20 protein-coding genes are annotated in these 18095 nt (G+C 37.5%); all 20 read left to right on the forward strand.

The window, feature by feature from the left end; all coding sequences use genetic code 11:
- The 20 genes from RBU59_RS25010 (at nucleotide 1) to RBU59_RS25105 (ending at nucleotide 18092) form a co-directional block, all read left to right on the forward strand.
- Nucleotides 1-888 (forward strand): carbohydrate ABC transporter permease, encoded by an 888-nt coding sequence (locus RBU59_RS25010; protein WP_308145196.1) that lies wholly within the window; start codon nucleotides 1-3, stop codon nucleotides 886-888.
- Between the two features lie 56 nt (nucleotides 889-944).
- Complete coding sequence (locus tag RBU59_RS25015; protein ID WP_308145197.1) at nucleotides 945-1793, forward strand: carbohydrate ABC transporter permease; 849 nt, start codon at nucleotides 945-947, stop codon at nucleotides 1791-1793.
- A 57-nt stretch (nucleotides 1794-1850) separates the two neighbouring features.
- Entirely contained in the window at nucleotides 1851-3434 is a 1584-nt protein-coding gene (locus tag RBU59_RS25020; RefSeq protein ID WP_308145198.1) for a glycoside hydrolase family 43 protein, read from the forward strand.
- A 169-nt stretch (nucleotides 3435-3603) separates the two neighbouring features.
- The gene (locus RBU59_RS25025; protein WP_308145199.1) at nucleotides 3604-4284 is read left to right on the forward strand and encodes a FadR/GntR family transcriptional regulator; all 681 of its coding nucleotides are present in this window, start codon (nucleotides 3604-3606) and stop codon (nucleotides 4282-4284) included.
- Nucleotides 4285-4422: 138 nt separating this feature from the next.
- Nucleotides 4423-5247 carry a transketolase gene (locus tag RBU59_RS25030; protein WP_308145200.1) on the forward strand — a complete coding sequence of 275 codons (825 nt, stop codon included), beginning with the start codon at nucleotides 4423-4425 and terminating at the stop codon, nucleotides 5245-5247.
- Between the two features lie 159 nt (nucleotides 5248-5406).
- Nucleotides 5407-6336: a transketolase family protein gene (locus RBU59_RS25035; protein WP_308145201.1), complete on the forward strand. Its 930-nt coding sequence runs from the start codon at nucleotides 5407-5409 to the stop codon at nucleotides 6334-6336.
- 265 nt (nucleotides 6337-6601) lie between these two features.
- Nucleotides 6602-7486 (forward strand): 2-hydroxy-3-oxopropionate reductase, encoded by an 885-nt coding sequence (gene garR / locus RBU59_RS25040; protein ID WP_308145202.1) that lies wholly within the window; start codon nucleotides 6602-6604, stop codon nucleotides 7484-7486.
- Between the two features lie 186 nt (nucleotides 7487-7672).
- Nucleotides 7673-8482, forward strand: coding sequence for an SDR family NAD(P)-dependent oxidoreductase (locus RBU59_RS25045; protein ID WP_308145203.1), 810 nt, complete (start codon nucleotides 7673-7675; stop codon nucleotides 8480-8482).
- Nucleotides 8483-8821: 339 nt separating this feature from the next.
- Nucleotides 8822-9202 carry an SMU1112c/YaeR family gloxylase I-like metalloprotein gene (gloA2, locus tag RBU59_RS25050; protein ID WP_308145204.1) on the forward strand — a complete coding sequence of 127 codons (381 nt, stop codon included), beginning with the start codon at nucleotides 8822-8824 and terminating at the stop codon, nucleotides 9200-9202.
- Nucleotides 9203-9488: 286 nt separating this feature from the next.
- On the forward strand, nucleotides 9489-9947 hold the full coding sequence (locus RBU59_RS25055) for a hypothetical protein (protein WP_308145205.1): 459 nt from the start codon (nucleotides 9489-9491) through the stop codon (nucleotides 9945-9947).
- A 191-nt stretch (nucleotides 9948-10138) separates the two neighbouring features.
- Nucleotides 10139-10825: a F0F1 ATP synthase subunit A gene (locus tag RBU59_RS25060; RefSeq protein ID WP_308145206.1), complete on the forward strand. Its 687-nt coding sequence runs from the start codon at nucleotides 10139-10141 to the stop codon at nucleotides 10823-10825.
- A 33-nt stretch (nucleotides 10826-10858) separates the two neighbouring features.
- Nucleotides 10859-11083 carry an ATP synthase F0 subunit C gene (atpE, locus tag RBU59_RS25065; protein WP_308145207.1) on the forward strand — a complete coding sequence of 75 codons (225 nt, stop codon included), beginning with the start codon at nucleotides 10859-10861 and terminating at the stop codon, nucleotides 11081-11083.
- Between the two features lie 126 nt (nucleotides 11084-11209).
- Nucleotides 11210-11434 carry an ATP synthase F0 subunit C gene (gene atpE / locus RBU59_RS25070; protein ID WP_308145208.1) on the forward strand — a complete coding sequence of 75 codons (225 nt, stop codon included), beginning with the start codon at nucleotides 11210-11212 and terminating at the stop codon, nucleotides 11432-11434.
- A gap of 15 nt (nucleotides 11435-11449) precedes the next feature.
- A complete protein-coding gene (gene atpF / locus RBU59_RS25075; protein WP_308145209.1) occupies nucleotides 11450-11935 on the forward strand; it encodes a F0F1 ATP synthase subunit B in 486 nt (161 codons plus the stop codon).
- Complete coding sequence (gene atpH / locus RBU59_RS25080; RefSeq protein ID WP_308145210.1) at nucleotides 11932-12438, forward strand: ATP synthase F1 subunit delta; 507 nt, start codon at nucleotides 11932-11934, stop codon at nucleotides 12436-12438. Before atpF ends, atpH begins: the two co-directional genes overlap by 4 nt.
- A complete protein-coding gene (gene atpA, locus RBU59_RS25085) occupies nucleotides 12435-13943 on the forward strand; it encodes a F0F1 ATP synthase subunit alpha (RefSeq protein WP_334307738.1) in 1509 nt (502 codons plus the stop codon). The genes atpH and atpA overlap by 4 nt, the downstream gene beginning before the upstream one ends.
- A gap of 9 nt (nucleotides 13944-13952) precedes the next feature.
- Entirely contained in the window at nucleotides 13953-14825 is an 873-nt protein-coding gene (gene atpG, locus RBU59_RS25090; RefSeq protein WP_334307739.1) for an ATP synthase F1 subunit gamma, read from the forward strand.
- A 97-nt stretch (nucleotides 14826-14922) separates the two neighbouring features.
- Nucleotides 14923-16326 (forward strand): F0F1 ATP synthase subunit beta, encoded by a 1404-nt coding sequence (atpD, locus tag RBU59_RS25095; RefSeq protein ID WP_308148637.1) that lies wholly within the window; start codon nucleotides 14923-14925, stop codon nucleotides 16324-16326.
- Between the two features lie 39 nt (nucleotides 16327-16365).
- Entirely contained in the window at nucleotides 16366-16773 is a 408-nt protein-coding gene (locus RBU59_RS25100) for a F0F1 ATP synthase subunit epsilon (RefSeq protein WP_308145212.1), read from the forward strand.
- Between the two features lie 284 nt (nucleotides 16774-17057).
- Nucleotides 17058-18092: an ABC transporter ATP-binding protein gene (locus RBU59_RS25105; protein WP_308145213.1), complete on the forward strand. Its 1035-nt coding sequence runs from the start codon at nucleotides 17058-17060 to the stop codon at nucleotides 18090-18092.
- Nucleotides 18093-18095 lie beyond the last annotated feature (3 nt).

Raw genomic sequence — 18095 nt, forward strand, 5'->3', positions numbered from 1 at the left:
ATGAAAAAATCAGTTATTGCAAAGAGAGGTTATCAGGCATATTTCTATTTATTGCCTTGGCTGATCGGCTTTGGTTTCTTGCAGTTATATCCCTTTTTATCTTCCCTTTATTATTCTTTTACCAATTATAATGCATTCGGTAAAATGAATTTTATCGGCTTGAATAATTATATCAGTTTATTTACAAAGGATAAAGAATTTTATAAAGCCCTTGGTGTAACAATTAAATACACTGTATTTACGGTGCCGGGTAAGATCATTATGTCACTTGCTATAGCGGTAATGTTAAATAAAGCCAGAAAAGGCATTGGTATTATGAGAACAATTTTCTATCTGCCGTCCCTGTTCGGCGGCAGTATTGCTGTAGCGATTCTATGGAAATTACTGTTTATGGATAACGGTTTTATTAATACAATTTTGAGTACTTTCGGTATAAAATCCATCTCCTGGCTTGGTGATCCCAGATTTGCATTAAATACCTTGAGTTTATTAGAAGTCTGGCAGTTTGGTTCTTCCATGGTTATGTTTCTTGCGGTATTAAAACAAGTCCCTGTTTCTTTATATGAAGCCGCTCAAATAGACGGAGCAAATAAAGTTAAGACATTTTTTAAAGTTACCTTTCCGCAGATTACTCCTATTATATTCTTTTCCGTTATCATGCAATCAATTAATGCACTGCAGAATTTTACCTCGGCATTTGTTATTACCCAGGGCGGACCTGTTAAATCAACCTATATGCTGGGCCTAAAGCTTTATAATGATGGGTTTGCATACTATAAGATGGGTTATGCATCTGCGACCTCATGGATTATATTCCTGCTGATTTTATTTGTCACAATGATTTTATTTGCGACCTCAAAGTTCTGGGTATTCTATGGAGATGAATAAAATTATCACTTCAGATTGTATGAGATTTAATTTTAATGGAAAGAAGGTTTTAATTCATGAGTAAAAAATCAAGAAATAATATCACTGAACGTATTATCTACGGTGTGATAATACTAATCGGAATTGCTATGATATATCCTCTTATCTGGATGTTCTTCGCAAGTTTTAAAAGCAATGAGGAAATATTCGGATCTCTTAATTTATTACCGAACAGTTTCAACTGGTCAGCTTATTCAGATGGATGGAAGAGCGCCGGAGGCGTAACTTACACAAGATTTTTCTTAAATACCTTTATATTAGTTCTTCCAACTACCCTTTTTACCGTTGCATCCAGTGCTCTGGTAGCTTATGGGTTTGCCCGTTTTGAATTTCCGGGAAAGAGACTGCTCTTTGCAGTACTCATTGCAACTTTAATGCTGCCGAATGCGGTTATTATCATACCGCGATACACGATTTTCAGATCCCTTGGAGCATTAGATTCCTACTGGCCATTTTACCTTACAGCCATATTTGCCTGTTATCCTTTTTTTACCTATATGTTAATCCAGTTCTTAAGAGGTCTGCCGAAAGACCTGGATGAATCAGCTTATATCGATGGCTGCGGTACTTTTAAAACCTTTACGAGCATTTTGCTCCCGTTATTGAAACCGTCTCTTTTTTCAGCCGGATTGTTTCAATTCCTCTGGACCTATAATGATTACTTTAATTCTTTAATTTATATTAATACGGTAACAAAATATACAGTTTCATTAGCATTACGTCTTTCCCTGGATGCGGAGACTGTGGTACAATGGAATAAAGTCATGGCAATGGCCTGCGTTGCAGTATTGCCTGTGGTCGTTCTATTCTTCTGCTGTCAGAGATATTTTGTGGATGGAATTGCAACAACCGGCTTAAAAGGATAGAAAAATCTTATATTTATTAGAAATGCCGCCTTAAGGCGGCGGATTGGGAGGAAAATTATGGCTTATGCAACAAATCCAATTTTAACAGGATTTAACCCTGACCCCTCCATTCTCAGGGTAGATGGTGATTATTACATAGCAACATCTACATTTGAATGGTTTCCCGGAGTACAGATTCATCATTCCACCGATTTAATTCATTGGGAATTAATCTGTCATCCCCTAAATAGGCTTTCCCAGTTAAATATGTTAGGAAATCAAAGTTCCTGCGGAATCTGGGCACCCTGCCTTACTTATGATAATGGTACTTATTATCTTATCTATACGGATGTAAAATCATTCTTAGGTATGTTTAAAGATACCCACAATTATCTGGTTACGGCGAAAGACATCAAAGGTCCCTGGTCTGAACCGGTTTACTTAAATTCAAGTGGATTTGATCCATCTCTTTTTCATGATGAAAACGGTAAAAAATATCTTGTTAATATGATAATGGATCACAGACGCTGGAAATCCAAATTCGGAGGAATCGTAATACAGGAGTATTCTATAGAGAAGCAGTGTTTAATCGGAGAATCGAAGATTATCTTTAAAGGAACTCCCATCGGGTGTACGGAAGGACCTCATATCTATAAACATGATGGCTATTATTATTTGATGACAGCTGAGGGCGGTACGGAATATGCACATGCCGTTACCATGGCAAGAAGTGAGAACCTGTTAGGTCCCTATGAAGTGGATCCCTGTAATCCGGTTATTACCGCTTTGCATCACCCGGAGCAGCCGATACAAAAAGCCGGCCATGCAAGTATTACCGAAGGAAATAACGGTAAATGGTATATGGTACATCTTTGCGGCAGACCTGTCGGAGAAAATCGTATGTGCATTTTGGGACGAGAAACGGCTTTAGAAGAAGTAGTGTGGAAAGACGGCTGGTTAAGGTTGGCAAACGGTGGAAATTCGCCCTGCGAAACGGTGGAAATTGCCGGTGTTACGGCAGATTCAACTGTACTTAAGAAATATTTGATGGAGGACTTTGATAAAGATTCCTGGAGTATTCATTTACAGACTTTAAGAGTACCATTGGAAGAAAGAGGATCATTAACAGAGCGACCCGGATATCTGCGTTTATATGGACGTGAATCCTTTACTTCCTGTTTTCATCAGTCACTTTTGGCCCACAGACAACAGGCTTTTTATTGTGAAGTAACTACAAAAGTAGATTTTACTCCGGTTAATTTCCAGCAGATGGCAGGGCTTGTATATTATTATGATTCCTTAAGTTATTATTATCTGTATATTACAGAAGATGAAACAGAGGGAAAGGTATTAAGCATAATATCCAATATTCTCGGCAACGGAAGACAACCTATTGGCGTAGGAGTACATTTACCGGCTTTAGGAGAAGTTTATCTAAGGCTGACAACCGAGAAAGAAAAAGCTCATTTTTCTTATTCCCTGGATAATAAAACTTTTATTCAGATCGGAGAAACTCTGGAGGCAACCGTTCTTTCCGATGATTATTATGCGCCTACAGGTCATATTATGTTCACCGGCGCCTTTATTGGCATCTGCTGTCAGGATCTATCCGGGCAGGGTATTTTTGCTGATTTTGATTATTTTGAATATAAAGAAATTTGAAAGAAATAGAAACGTTTTTTTATTCGGTTCACAAATTTTATTTTCAACATAAAATCAATTGACAGAATGGAATATAAGTGTAATAATATAATAAAAGAGAACTTGTAAGACAGCTTACATCTAACAGGATAGTTTGTAAGCTGCTGTTTCAAAATTTGCGGAGGAATTCATGGTTATAAAACCAATTAATAAAGTAAATGTAAGCGAACAGGTATTTAGTCAGCTAAAGAAAGCCATTGTAGAGGGCGTGTGGAAACCTGGTGATAAAATCCCATCTGAAAATGAGCTTGCATCCAGTTTTGGAGTAAGCCGAATGACAGTAAGACAGTCATTGCAGAAATTAATCGCGCTTGGATTAATTGAAACCAAATTGGGAGACGGCTCCTATGTCAGAGTTTTAGAGGCAGGTGATTCTTTAAATGCCTTGATGCCGGCCATGTATTTAAATAAAGATTCTTTTCTTGATGTGATTGAATTCAGAGAGATGATTGAAACGGAATCGGCGGGGTTGGCTGCTATACGATCTACCGGGCAACAGCTTACGGAATTAAAAGATATCTACAAAAGAATGCTGTCCAATAAAAATAATATTAAAATATTCGCTTTGGATGATCTTGCTTTTCATTGCAAGATTGGTGAAATGACCGGCAATGAACTGATTATTAAAACATATGCCCTTCTGGATGACATTTTAGAAGCAGCCATGTATGACGGTATTACCAAAATGGGTACGGAGTACGCGGAACAATATCACCAGTTGTTAATTGACAGTATAGAGGCACATGATGAATTAAAAGCCAGAGAATACATGAAAAAACATCTGATGAATAACCGTGAGTATTACAAATAAAAAGGTTATTCATTTAGATAAAAGGAATATATATAAATCGTAGGATATATTTTTTATATCAACCTGTTAGACAAGTAACAGCAAACAACATACAAAAAATAAAAAGCAATATTTTTATTAACATAAAGGAGGATAAAAATGAAGTATAGTAAAGAGTTGATTGATGATTTGAGCCAAAAGGCGAAAAAACTAAGAAAGGATGTTGTAATCAGTATTGGAGTCGGGGTTGCAGGCCACATAGGAGGCTCGAATTCCTCCGCTGATATTGTAGCTGCATTGTACTTCCACAAAATGAAACATGACCCGAAAAATCCTAAGAAACCGGACAGAGACCGCTTTTTATTAAGCAAAGGGCATGTTGCTATCTTACAGTATGCAGCCTTAGCGGAATCCGGTTATTTCCCTGTTGATGATCTAAAGAAGACCAAAGAAATCGGTTTCTATCTGCAGGGTCATCCGGATGTTTTAAAAACTCCGGGTATTGAAGCAGGAACCGGATCACTGGGCCAGGGCCTGTCTATTGGACTTGGTATGGCTCTCGGTATGAAACTGGATCAAATTGATAGAAAAGTATATGTACTTGTAGGTGACGGTGAAAGTGCGGAGGGCCAGATTTGGGAAGCAGCTATGGCTGCCAGTGCATTTAAAGCGGATAACCTGGTTGCAATTGTTGATAATAACGGCTTACAGGCAAACGGCAAAATTACAGATCGTTTTGACAGTTATCCGCTTATTCCCAAGTGGGAAAGTTTTGGCTGGAATGTAATTGAAATAAACGGTCATAACATGGAGGAAATTCTTACTGCATTAGACGAGGCCGATATGGTTAAAGGAAAACCGACTGTCATAATAGCACATACCGTTAAAGGTAAGGGTGTCAGCTTTGCTGAAAATGTAGTAGGTTTCCATAATGGTATGCTGACGGAAGAAAATTATGCACAAGCATTAAAAGAATTGTCATAAGCAGTATTTATGCGGTATCAGATCAGGATGGTTGAAAGAAAATATATGATAAAGAAAGGATGCCACAAGTACTTCTTTCAACCTGCGAAACTTGTTTCGCATTTTTATAAGTGGCAGTAACCCCTCTGCCAGCAGATGGGTTATGCAATGGGTGTAAAAATGGCATATACAAATCAAAGAATGGCATATGGTAACACATTAGTTGAATTAGGTAAAGAGGATAAGAGAATCGTTGTTCTGGATGCGGATCTTGGAGGCTCAACTATGGGTAAATTATTCGAGACAGCTTATCCGGAAAGACATTTTGAAATGGGTATAGCAGAAGCAAATATGACTTCTGTCGCAGCAGGTCTGGCCCAGACCGGTAAAATACCTTTTACCAATTCCTTTGCAGTATTTGCAGGAGGTCGTGCATATGATCAGATAAGGCAGACCATAGCAATCGGTAAATTAAATGTTAAAATCTGCGGGTCTTCTTCCGGTATGTCTGATTTCGGTGATGGTGCTACGCATCAGGCGATAGAAGACATGGCAATTATGAGAGCAATCCCTAATATGACCGTTATCTGTCCGGCGGATGCAAATGAAACAATACAGGCAGTAAAAGCTATGGTGGAACTGGATGGTCCCTGCTATCTCAGATTAAACCGTAACGATTATGAAAATGTTACCCCGGAAGATAAACCATTTGTAATAGGAATGCCAAGCGTATTAAAAGAAGGCAGTGACATCGTGGTCTTTGCAACCGGTATTATGGTCTGTAAAGCGCTGGAGGCGGCGGAAGAATTAAAGGACAAAGTTTCTGTAAAAGTGGTTAATGTCAGTACCATTAAGCCAATGAATAAAGAAGCTGTCATTAAACTGGTTGAAGGCTGTAAAGCAGTTGTTACCGTAGAGGAGCACAATATTGTCGGTGGTCTTGGCAGCGCTGTTTCGGAAGTACTATGCAAAGAATGTAAACCAATAGAGTATGTAGGTGTGGAAGATACTTTTGGTGGCAGCGGCCATAATTATAATGATGTTCTGGAATATTACGGGCTGACCAAAGAGCATATTATGGAAGCCATACTTAAAATGGCAGAAAATTAATACATATCAATAAAACAGGCTGAAGGAAAATAAAATAAAGAAAGGATGCCACATTTGAACTCTTACAGCCTTAAAAAAGGATTATCTTTAGTATGTGGCGGTGGAGCTGAGAAAATAAATAGTTACTGTTCACCCCCCTGCCAAAAGCAGCAGTGTTGTGAACAATAACAATAAATACTATTTGCCTGGGAAAGAATAATAATTTTAATGTTGCACTCAGGTTAAGAAGTTAATTTATTCCAACAGATCCATAGGGATAGAATAAATGAAATTAGGATTTATCGGATTAGGAATTATGGGCAAACCCATGGTTAAGAATCTATTAAAGGCTGGATATGAAGTAGTTGCTTATGATGTGATAAAAGAAAATCTTGATGATGTAACTGCAGCAGGGGCAATACCTGCGGCTTCCTCAAAAGCAGTAGCAGAGGAATGTAATATAATTATCACCATGCTGCCTAACAGTCCTCATGTAAAAACGGTAGTCATGGGAGAAAATGGTATTTTGGAAGGAGCAAAGGAGAATACCATACTTGTTGATATGAGTTCTATTGCTCCTCTGGCATCGCAGGAAATAAGCAAAGCATGTGCCGAAAAAGGGGTTATAATGATAGATGCTCCGGTGTCCGGCGGAGAGCCAAAGGCAATCGACGGAACGTTATCCATCATGGCAGGCGGTGATAAAGCAGTATTTGATGAAGTCTATGATATTTTGATGGTAATGGGTGCAAGCGCTGTTCATTGCGGAGATATCGGTGCCGGCAATACAACCAAACTAGCCAATCAGGTAATCGTTGCTTTAAATATTGCTGCTGTTTCCGAAGCATTTATGCTTAGTACAAAAGCGGGAGTGGATCCGATAAAAGTATTTGATGCAATTAAAGGCGGGCTTGCAGGTTCTACTGTTATGAATGCTAAAGTTCCGATGATTACCGACGGGAACTTTAAACCGGGATTTAAGATTGATTTACATATTAAAGACTTAAGTAATGCATTGGATACCGGACATGGAGTAGGAGCGCCTCTTCCGTTAACTTCTTTGGTTATGGAAATGCTCCAGACTTTACATGCTGACGGACATGGACAGGATGACCACAGTGGTATTGCCATGTATTATGAAAAACTGACAGGCACTGAAATTCGTAAATAGAATTTCAGCTAATTGCGAAACAGAGTTTTTGTATCTATATGCCATGCATTTAATACAATTTCAGAGCTGAATTATGCCCATAGGGCAACTGAAGCTCTGAAATTCGTATCAATTGTATGGTATATTTGGAAAACTAGATAGTTTCGCAATTACCTCAAATAGAAATCACCTAAAAAGGAGACCAAAATGTCAATTGGATCAAACTTAGAAAAGTTATTTTCTCTAGAAGGGAAAGTTGTATTATTCACCGGTGCAGCCGGCGGTATCGGAAGCGAATTGGCATCGGGACTGGCAATGGCCGGTGCGACCGTAGCTCTTTGTGATATTGATAAACAGAGATTAGAAGAAGTAAAAACACAGATTGAATCAGAAGGCGGTAAAGCTTCCGCCCATGTCTTAAACGTAATGGATAAAAATAATATAAAATCCTGCGTAAAAGAGATCGGAATAACTTACGGTCATATCGATGTACTTGTTAACTGCGCCGGAATTAACAAAAGAGAAGGTTTTATGGATGTGGAAGAAGATACCTATGACCGGATAATGGCAATTAACTTAAAAGGTGTATTCTTAGTGTCCCAGGAAGTTGCACCTTATATGATGAAGCAAAGGAACGGAAGTATTATAAATATCGGCTCCCATAACACTGGTTGGGTATTAGGAGGATGCTCCGTATATGCAGCTACCAAAAGCGGAATTTATGCGTTTACGAAATCCCAGTCAGTGGAATGGGCAAAGTACAATATCCGCTCAAATTGTATAAGTCCCGGACATATTAAGACACCACTGACAACCGTTACCTGGGAACATCCTGAACGCTCCAAGTATCTTTTAGACAGAATAGCAATGAACCGTCCCGGATATCCGGAAGATATTGTAGGTGTGTGTATTTTGCTTGCGTCAGATGCTTCTTCCTATATTACCGGATGTGAATACAGAGTAGACGGAGGATGTATCTCAGGTGGTCAGCCTTGGCCTTATGATACAAAATATTAAGATATAACACTATAAATGTTCAACCATTCCATAAACTGTTAATGCCCCATGGAGATTACATTGAAATGGGGCATTTGTTATGCAATTTGCCAGGGGTTGTCGGTTTTGCATTAATATACGAATTTTCATCACGATTCTTTAAAACATACATAAATTAATTTTGATTTTATACTTTTTTTATAGTAATTTTTTTATACTTTCGGAATGAGAATCATAATAATACTTTTGGAGTATTTATTTTTCAATAACAGTATGGTAAAGTAGGATATTATAAATAAACAGGAAGAATGAAACAGTTTGGTTATTGATTTTAAGTAAATAAAAAGCAGGAGGAGTATTATGATAGTGAATGCAATCCATCATATAGCTATTATAGTTTCAGATTATAAAAAATCCAGAGAGTTCTATGTGGAGAAACTCGGCTTTGAGATAATCCGGGAAAATTACAGGAAGGAACGGGGGGATTATAAACTTGATTTACGCTTAGGGGATTGTGAACTGGAAATATTCGGAATGCCAAATCCTCCTAAAAGAGTAAGCCGCCCGGAAGCCTGTGGGCTTAGACATTTGGCATTTCATGTAACGGATATAGAACAAACCATTCAGGATTTGAACAAACAGGGAATCTTAACAGAAGAGGTTCGTATCGATGAGTTCACCGGTAAAAAAATGACTTTTTTCTTTGATCCGGATGGGCTGCCCCTGGAACTGCATGAGTAAATAATCTGTAAAAACAATTTGAAAATTAGCTTTTTTGATGTGAATTTATGTGAAAAATATGATTTTTTTATTAGTCCAATTGGTCGATACATACAATTTTTTACTTATTCTTTACTTCTGACAATGGTTATAATTAAAAAAATGCTAACAGTTGATAGTAAATTCGTCAAAATTCTATGTTTTTTAACAATTTTAATATTTTTCAAATATTTTTACTAGACAGATTGCCAAGAGAGGTATATTATATGTTTAATTTCGTAATTTGAAGAAACGGGAGGGATATAATATGTTAAAAAAGTTATTTGCTTTAAATAAATTGTATATATCAACAGTTATATCTTTACTTATCTGTGCCTTATTTTTTTCTTATTACAATGTAAATTCATCCATTGAGGTTTTTAAAAAATATATTGAGAGCAATCAGAATTGCAAAGTGACCAATAGTGAAACTGCAGCAAAGACAGGCGGGAACACGAATAAATTAAGATTTGCTAATTTAAGATTTGCGGAAACGGAAAAAGATGAGCAATTATTAACTAAAAAATTAGGATTCAACCATGAAAGCCCTCTAGGAAGAAAGTGGATGTTTTGCTATTTTTATATAATTAATATTCTATTTTTATCTATAATCATCCTTTACAGCAAAGGATGGTTTATTAAAGTTCTTCGATCGACGTATCAGTTTTATCAAGTGCATTATATCCAGTTGAAAGACGGAAAAAAAGAATGCGCTGTCTTATTGTAATTCATTCAATATACTATGAATTTAAAATGTTTTATTTCATAATACTAACATAAATATTTTAGTTGGTATTATTCTGCGCAATAACTGCGCCTTATTGACGAAATAAAAGAGCGTATCACTGCCTTACAAAAGGCTGCCGTCTTGGCAAAAATTTAACAAACTAAAAAATTGCTAAAAAGGAGGTGAAATCTATGGAGGACTTAGGAACTGAGTTGATGTCGGAACTGCAAAGTAAAATAAGTTTTGTCATTCCTCTTTTTGGAGGGATACCTGTACCAACTTCAGTGGTTGTAACATGGGGAATCATGGCATTTCTTATGATTCTGACATTAATCTTTGTACGGAATTTAAAACTGATTCCAAAAGGACCGCAATTATACGTAGAAGCTTTAGTTGGCTTTATTAATAATTTCTTTGATGATATTTTAGGGGAAGAAGGAAAAAGATACATTCCATATCTTGGTACAGTATTAATATATATTACTTGTGCTAATTTAATTGGTATTTTTGGAATCACTCCTCCCACAAAGGATTTAAACATTACTGCCGGCCTTGCTGTTATGAGCATTATATTAATTGAGTATTCCGGTATTCATGCAAAAGGTCCAAAAGGGTGGCTGAAAAGTTTTAGGGAACCAATGTCTATTCTAACACCTATAAATTTGTTGGAAGTATTTATAAGGCCGCTGTCCCTTTGTATGCGACTTTTTGGTAATGTATTAGGTTCCTTTGTTATTATGGAATTAATTAAAATTATAGTTCCGGTTGTTATACCAATACCGTTCAGTTTTTATTTTGATATATTTGACGGTGTAATTCAGGCATATGTGTTTGTATTTTTAACATCACTTTTTATGAAAGAAAAAATGGAAGAATAAAAAATTATTTAAATTTAGATAGGAGATTATATTATGACAGGATTAATCGCAATAGGAGCAGGTTTAGCAGTATTAACAGGTATAGGAGCCGGTGTTGGTATCGGTATTGCCACCTCTAAGGCAGCCGAATCTATCGCAAGACAGCCGGAAGCAAAAGGTGATATTAATAAAGCTTTACTATTAGGATGTGCATTAGCGGAAGCAACAGCAATTTATGGTTTCGTTATCGCAGTATTAATTATTTTATTCTTAAAATAATTTAATTAATTTCAACTTTCTCCAAGATAAGATACATATCTTATCAGAGACTGGGAGAAACCGTAAAACGGCTTCTTTTATTAGATTTTTGAGCCGCAATCCTGCGGCAGATTGAGAGGTAATATTATGACAGGATTAATCGCAATAGGAGCAGGTTTAGCAGTATTAACAGGTATAGGAGCCGGTGTTGGCATCGGTATTGCCACCTCCAAAGCAGCCGAAGCAATCGCAAGACAGCCGGAAGCAAAAGGAGATATTAACAAAGCTTTATTGTTAGGTTGTGCCTTGGCAGAAGCAACAGCAATATATGGTTTCGTTATAGCCGTCCTGATTATACTTTTCTTAAAATAATAGGAGGGGATAATATTGTTAAACTTAGATTGGAATATCGTATGGACTTTTGTAAATATCTTGATAATCTATTTATTCCTGAAGAGGTTTTTATTCAAACCGGTTACGGAAATGATGGAGAAGCGTACACAGACAATTGAAGATTCTCTGCAGAATGCCGAAGATACTAAATTGGAAGCTGGTAAACTAAAAGATGAATATGCAGCAGAATTAAGCCATGCAGATGAAGAAGCTGCCAAGATTATAAATGAAGCAAGAGACAGGGCTGCCGCTGAATATAACAGAAAGATCAAAGAAACCAAAGAAGAAGCCGCCAGAATTATGCAGGAAGCAAGTAAGACAATTGAATTAGAAAAGAAGCAGTCTATTCAAAATGCACAAGCCGAAATCGCAGGTATTGCCATGCTTGCAGCTTCTAAAATCATCAATAAAAACATGGATGATAACACAAATAAGCAATTCCTGGGGGATTTCTTAAAAGAAGTAGGTGCTTCTAAATGATGACTTCAAAGGCAGCAAACTATGCAAAAGTTCTGTTTTCTTTGGGACTTAAGGAAGAAACGGTACAACAGACGAAACAGATATTTTCAGAAAGCTACGAATTAATAGATGCTTTGGATAATCCTATCATCAAGGAGAAAGATAAAGAAGCTGTCATAGAGCGTATTTTCGAAAAAGATATTCGTGGTTTTTTAAAAGTATTATGCAGTAATCAATGTATCAGTATTCTTGATAAGATATTTGAAGCATATGAAACATTAGTATTAGACAGTAAAAATATTATAGCGGCTAAATTATCTTATGTTACAAGACCTAATGAAGCAGAACTTGAACAAATTAAAGATATGTTATGTGATAAATATAGGAAAACAGGAGTTATTCTTGATTTGGAAGAAGATACTTCCCTGATTGGCGGTTACGTATTGACAGTTGGTGATATGGAATATGATAAAAGTATCAGGGGAACTCTATCAGAAATGCAGAAAGCTCTTGTCAGGAGGTGAAATGTTTGAGTAATGTAAATCAAAATGATATTATTTCTGTTTTGAAAAGTGAAATAGAAGATTATGATATAAAAATGACAGTAAAAGAAACAGGAACAGTTATTAGTATTGGTGATGGTATTGCAACTGTATATGGATTGGACCATGCTATGTATGGTGAGCTGGTAGAATTTGAAACAGGTGTACGCGGTATCGTTCAAAATCTTCAGTTAAAAACCATCGGATGCGTTTTGCTCGGCTCAGACTATGGAATTAAGGAAGGATCCAAAGTTGTCAGGACGAAAAAGAGAGCCGGTGTTCCGGTTTCTGAGAATTTAATCGGAAGAGTTGTGGATGCTTTAGGAAGTCCGATAGACGGTAAAGGACAGATTGATGCAGACGAACTTTTTCCAATTGAAAATGAAGCACCCGGTGTTTGTGACAGAAAATCAGTCACCGTACCTTTACAAACAGGTATCCTTGCAATCGATGCCATGTTCCCGATCGGAAGGGGACAACGTGAGTTAATCATCGGTGACCGACAGACAGGTAAGACCTCTATAGCAATTGATACAATTCTTAATCAAAAAGGGCAGGATGTTATATGTATCTATGTTGCAATTGGCCAGAAAGCGTCTACCGTTGCAAAAATTGTTTCTACCTTGAGTAAATATGGAGCTATGGATTATTCTATCGTAGTATCTGCTTCCGCAAGTGATCTTGCACCGCTTCAATACATTGCTCCTTATGCCGGAACCGCTATGGCAGAATATTTTATGAAACAGGGTAAGGATGTGTTGATTGTATATGATGATTTATCAAAACACGCAGTAGCTTACCGTACTATGTCCCTGCTATTGGAAAGGTCACCGGGTCGTGAAGCATATCCTGGTGATGTATTCTATCTGCATTCCAGGTTACTGGAACGTTCCAGCAGACTGGATGAAGCCCATGGCGGCGGTTCCATTACGGCATTGCCGATTATTGAAACGTTAGCCGGTGACTTATCTGCTTATATACCAACAAATGTTATATCTATCACTGACGGTCAGATATTCCTTGAGAGTGAGTTGTTTTTTGCAGGTATTCGTCCTGCGGTTAATGTTGGTTTAAGTGTATCCCGTGTTGGTGGTGCAGCACAGACAAAAGCAATGAAAAAAGCGGCAGGCAGTCTTCGTATCGATTTAGCACAATTCAGGGAAATGGAAGTTTTTACCCAGTTCAGCTCCGAACTTGATAAATCTACTAAGGATCTTTTGGATCATGGTTACCGGCTGGTAGAACTTTTAAAACAGCCTTTATCAAAACCATTAGCATTACATGAACAGGTAATCCTTTTAACTGCTGCAAACAGCAGACTCCTGAATGACGTACCGGTAAAACAGATTAAAACGTTCCGTAATGATTTAATGGAATTTATCAGAACGAAATATCCTGAAATTATAAAAGAAATTGATGCAAATAAAGTGTTAACAGATGAACTGAGTGAACAGATTAAAAATGCAGTAAAAGAATTTAAAAAGTAGGTGATTGTTTTGGCAAACATGAGAGAAATTCGTACCAGAATGAAAAGCATACAAGACATCATGAAGATTACGAATGCCATGTACTTAATATCCTCATCAAAACTTAAAAAGGCAAGAAAAAATCTTCTTGCTACGGAACCTTATTTTGAAAAACTACAGGCTACGATTCACGATATATTAGTACGTGCACCCCATATACATCATGTCTTTTTCGATCGCAGAGAAGAGATCCAGCCGGAAGACAGAAAAAAGGGATATATTGTTATAACTGCTGATAAGGGTTTGGCTGGTGCTTATAATCATAATGTAATCAAAAAGGCCGAAGAAGTTATGGGTCAAAGTAAAAATAATTATCTTTACATTGCAGGTCAGGTTGGAAGACAATATTTTAAGAGGAAAAATGTTCATGTAGACGGTGAATTCCTGTATACAGCGCAGAATCCAACGATGTACCGTGCACAATTAATTACGGAGTCTATCATTGAACTGTATGAAAAAGGCGATTTGGATGACGTATACGTAATCTATACTAAAATGATTACTCCTATGAAAGCAGAAGTGCAATCTGTTCGGATTCTGCCTTTTGAAAGACGTAAGTTTGAAAGAAGGGCAGCCGGTTATCAGCATGCCAGATTTGAGCCGTCTGCGGAAGAGGTTATGAATCAACTTGTGCCTAATTATTTAAAAGGTCTGCTGTATGGTGTTTTAATTGAATCATTTTCCAGTGAACAGAATGCCAGGATGACAGCGATGGAGGCAGCTACGAAAAGTGCTAAAGATATGTTAAGGGATTTAGATCTTTTATATAACAGAGCAAGGCAGGCATCCATTACTCAGGAAATAACAGAAATTGTCAGTGGTGCCAAAAGTTTAAAAAAATAACGGAAAGGAGATTTCTATACACACCCTGTAGAGGGCTTTTACAGCCAGATTAATTCCGGTATTGTATAAGCCCATGGGAGCTAGAAAACTTGATGATATGGAAAAAGGAAAAATAGTTCAGGTATTAGGACCGGTTGTTGATGTAGAATTCGAAAATGGCGAGCTTCCAATGATAAAAGACGCACTCGAAGTCACCAATAACGGAAAAAGACTTGTTATGGAAGTAGCCTCTCATATTGGTAATAATATCGTACGTTGCATCATGTTGGCCTCCAGTGAAGGTCTGGTAAAAGACATGGAAGTAACCGCAACCGGTTCCTGTATTACTGTGCCTGTGGGAAAACAGACACTGGGAAGAATGTTTAACGTATTAGGCGAAGTAATTGACGGGGGCGAAAAAGTTATTGGAGAAGATCAATGGAAGATTCATAGAACACCTCCTACATTTGAAGATCAAAGTCCGGTTGTAGAAATATTGGAAACAGGTATTAAAGTAATAGACTTGTTAGCTCCATATGCAAAAGGAGGTAAGATTGGTCTGTTCGGTGGTGCCGGTGTTGGTAAGACAGTATTAATCCAGGAATTAATTCGAAATGTAGCTACGGAGCATGGCGGGTATTCTATCTTTACCGGTGTTGGTGAACGTTCCAGAGAGGGTAATGACCTTTGGATGGAAATGAAAGAATCCGGCGTTATAGGTAAAACCGCCTTGGTATTTGGTCAAATGAACGAGCCGCCGGGATCTCGTATGAGAGTTGCACAGACAGGTCTAACAATGGCGGAATATTTTAGAGATGAAGAAAAACAAGACGTATTATTATTTATTGATAATATTTTCCGTTTTGTTCAGGCTGGTTCCGAGGTTTCCGCATTATTAGGACGTATGCCGTCTGCCGTAGGTTATCAGCCAACGCTTGCTAACGAAGTTGGAGAATTACAAGAGAGAATTACCTCTACCAAGAACGGCTCCATTACCTCCGTTCAGGCAGTGTATGTGCCTGCAGATGACTTAACTGACCCTGCGCCGGCAATTACCTTTGCCCATTTGGATGCGACAACAGTATTATCCAGAAAAATAGTAGAGCAGGGTATCTACCCTGCTGTTGATCCGTTGGAATCCACTTCCAGAATCCTGGAGCCGGATGTAGTTGGTGAGGAACATTATGAAACTGCCAGAAAAACACAGGAACTTTTGCAGAAATATAAAGAATTACAGGACATTATAGCAATTCTTGGTATGGAAGAATTAGATGAAGAAGATAAATTAGCCGTTTATCGTGCCAGAAAGATTCAGAAATTCCTATCGCAGCCATTTAACGTTGCAGAGAATTTTACTGGTTTTCAAGGAAAATATGTTCCGTTAAGTGAAACCATTAAAGGCTTTAAAGCTATTATAAGCGGTGAAATGGATGAATATCCGGAAGCAGCCTTTCTCATGGTAGGAACCATTGAAGATGTGATAGAAAAGGCGAAACGCATCAAAGAAAATGAAACAGATTAATTTCCAATGTAAACCTAAAGTTTATAGTTAGGAGGAGCAATGGCTAAGACATTTGAACTTGAAATCATTGCGAGTGACCATCCCTTTTTTAAAGGGCAATGTGAGATGCTGATCTTCCCCGGAATAGACGGTGAGCATGGGATTTTAGCGAAACACGAATCGATGGTTACCTGTTTAAACGCAGGAGAACTTAGGTTTTTAGTTGATGGTGAATGGCATTACGCAGCAGTAAGTGCAGGATTTGTGGAGATTACCTCCGATTATGTAGTACTGCTTGCCGATACGGTAGAAAAACCGGAAGAAATTGATATCAACCGTGCAAATGAAGCAAAAAGGCGTGCGCAGGAAAGATTACGTCAAAAGCAAAGCATTATGGAATATTATCATACACAGGCGGCACTCAATCGAGCAATGAGTCGTCTCAAAGTTACAAATAGACATATGTAAGTTAATATAAATATAAAACGAAGGAAGAGTATTTACAACTTCGTTCGCATACGTTAAAACAGCAGTAATGTCCATAAAACATTACTGCTGTTTTTTTCCGTTTTTTGATTTACTTAATTGGTGTTCTTTTACTCCATATTATATATAACGTTAATAATATCAGCACCATAATTTACATTTATTAACTAACTTTTTACATATTCATAACCAGTTATATACATTTATTAGTTAAGCTATAAACATAAATACTTCTGGGTATTTGTTAGAGAAAGGAGGAGATTGTCTTGAATAAAATTGAACTGGTTGGCGTTGATAAAACCTACGGCAAGGAAAAACCGGTCATTGAAAACCTGAATCTGGATATTGGTGAGGGGAGTTTTACGGTACTGTTAGGTCCATCCGGCTGCGGTAAATCAACCACTCTTAGAATGATTGCCGGATTAGAGAAAGAATCAGGAGGTGATGTCTATATTAATGGAAAAAGTATGAAGACGGTGGAACCAGGTGATAGAGATATAGCCATGGTTTTTCAGAATTATGCACTATATCCTACCATGACAGTAAAGGGTAACATTGAGTTTGGTCTCGTTAATAATAAACTTCCCAAAGAAGAGCGGGAGTCAAGAATACAGGAAATCGGGGAAATCGTTGGTTTAACCGAATTTATGTCCCGTAAACCCCAATCTCTGTCCGGTGGACAAAGACAAAGAGTAGCGCTTGCAAGGGCAATGGTTAAAAAACCATCGGTTTTTCTAATGGATGAGCCTTTATCTAATCTGGATGCTAAGTTAAGGAGCCAGTTACGAACAGAACTGATTGAATTACATCACAAACTAAAGACTACCTTTGTCTATGTTACCCATGACCAGGTGGAAGCTATGTCCATGGGAACTGAAATAGTACTGATGAATCAGGGGAGAATTATGCGGCAGGGCACTCCTGTGGAGATTTACAATAATCCTCGAAATGTATTTACTGCACAATTTATAGGAACTCCTCCAATGAACATTTTACAAATTGATAAGGAGGATAGTTTACATATTCCATATGAAGATGCCGGATATGTGGGATTTCGTCCTGAACATGCAAAACTCTATGAGGGGCAGTCGGTTCGTGTGGACGGGTTAAATCTGGTAGGAGAAGTAGTTACACATGAGATGTTAGGTTCTGAGGTTCTATATAAGATTGATACCTGTTATGGAAGAGTTAATGTGAAAGTTTTTGATTTAGGAAGAATTATAGAGGGTAAGGTTACTATAGAGATTCCTAAAAACAGGCTGTATTTTTTTGATGAGAAACAGAACCGCATTTTCTTTTAAGGA

This window comes from Anaerocolumna sp. MB42-C2, assembly GCF_030913705.1.
GTDB lineage: Bacteria > Bacillota > Clostridia > Lachnospirales > Lachnospiraceae > Anaerocolumna.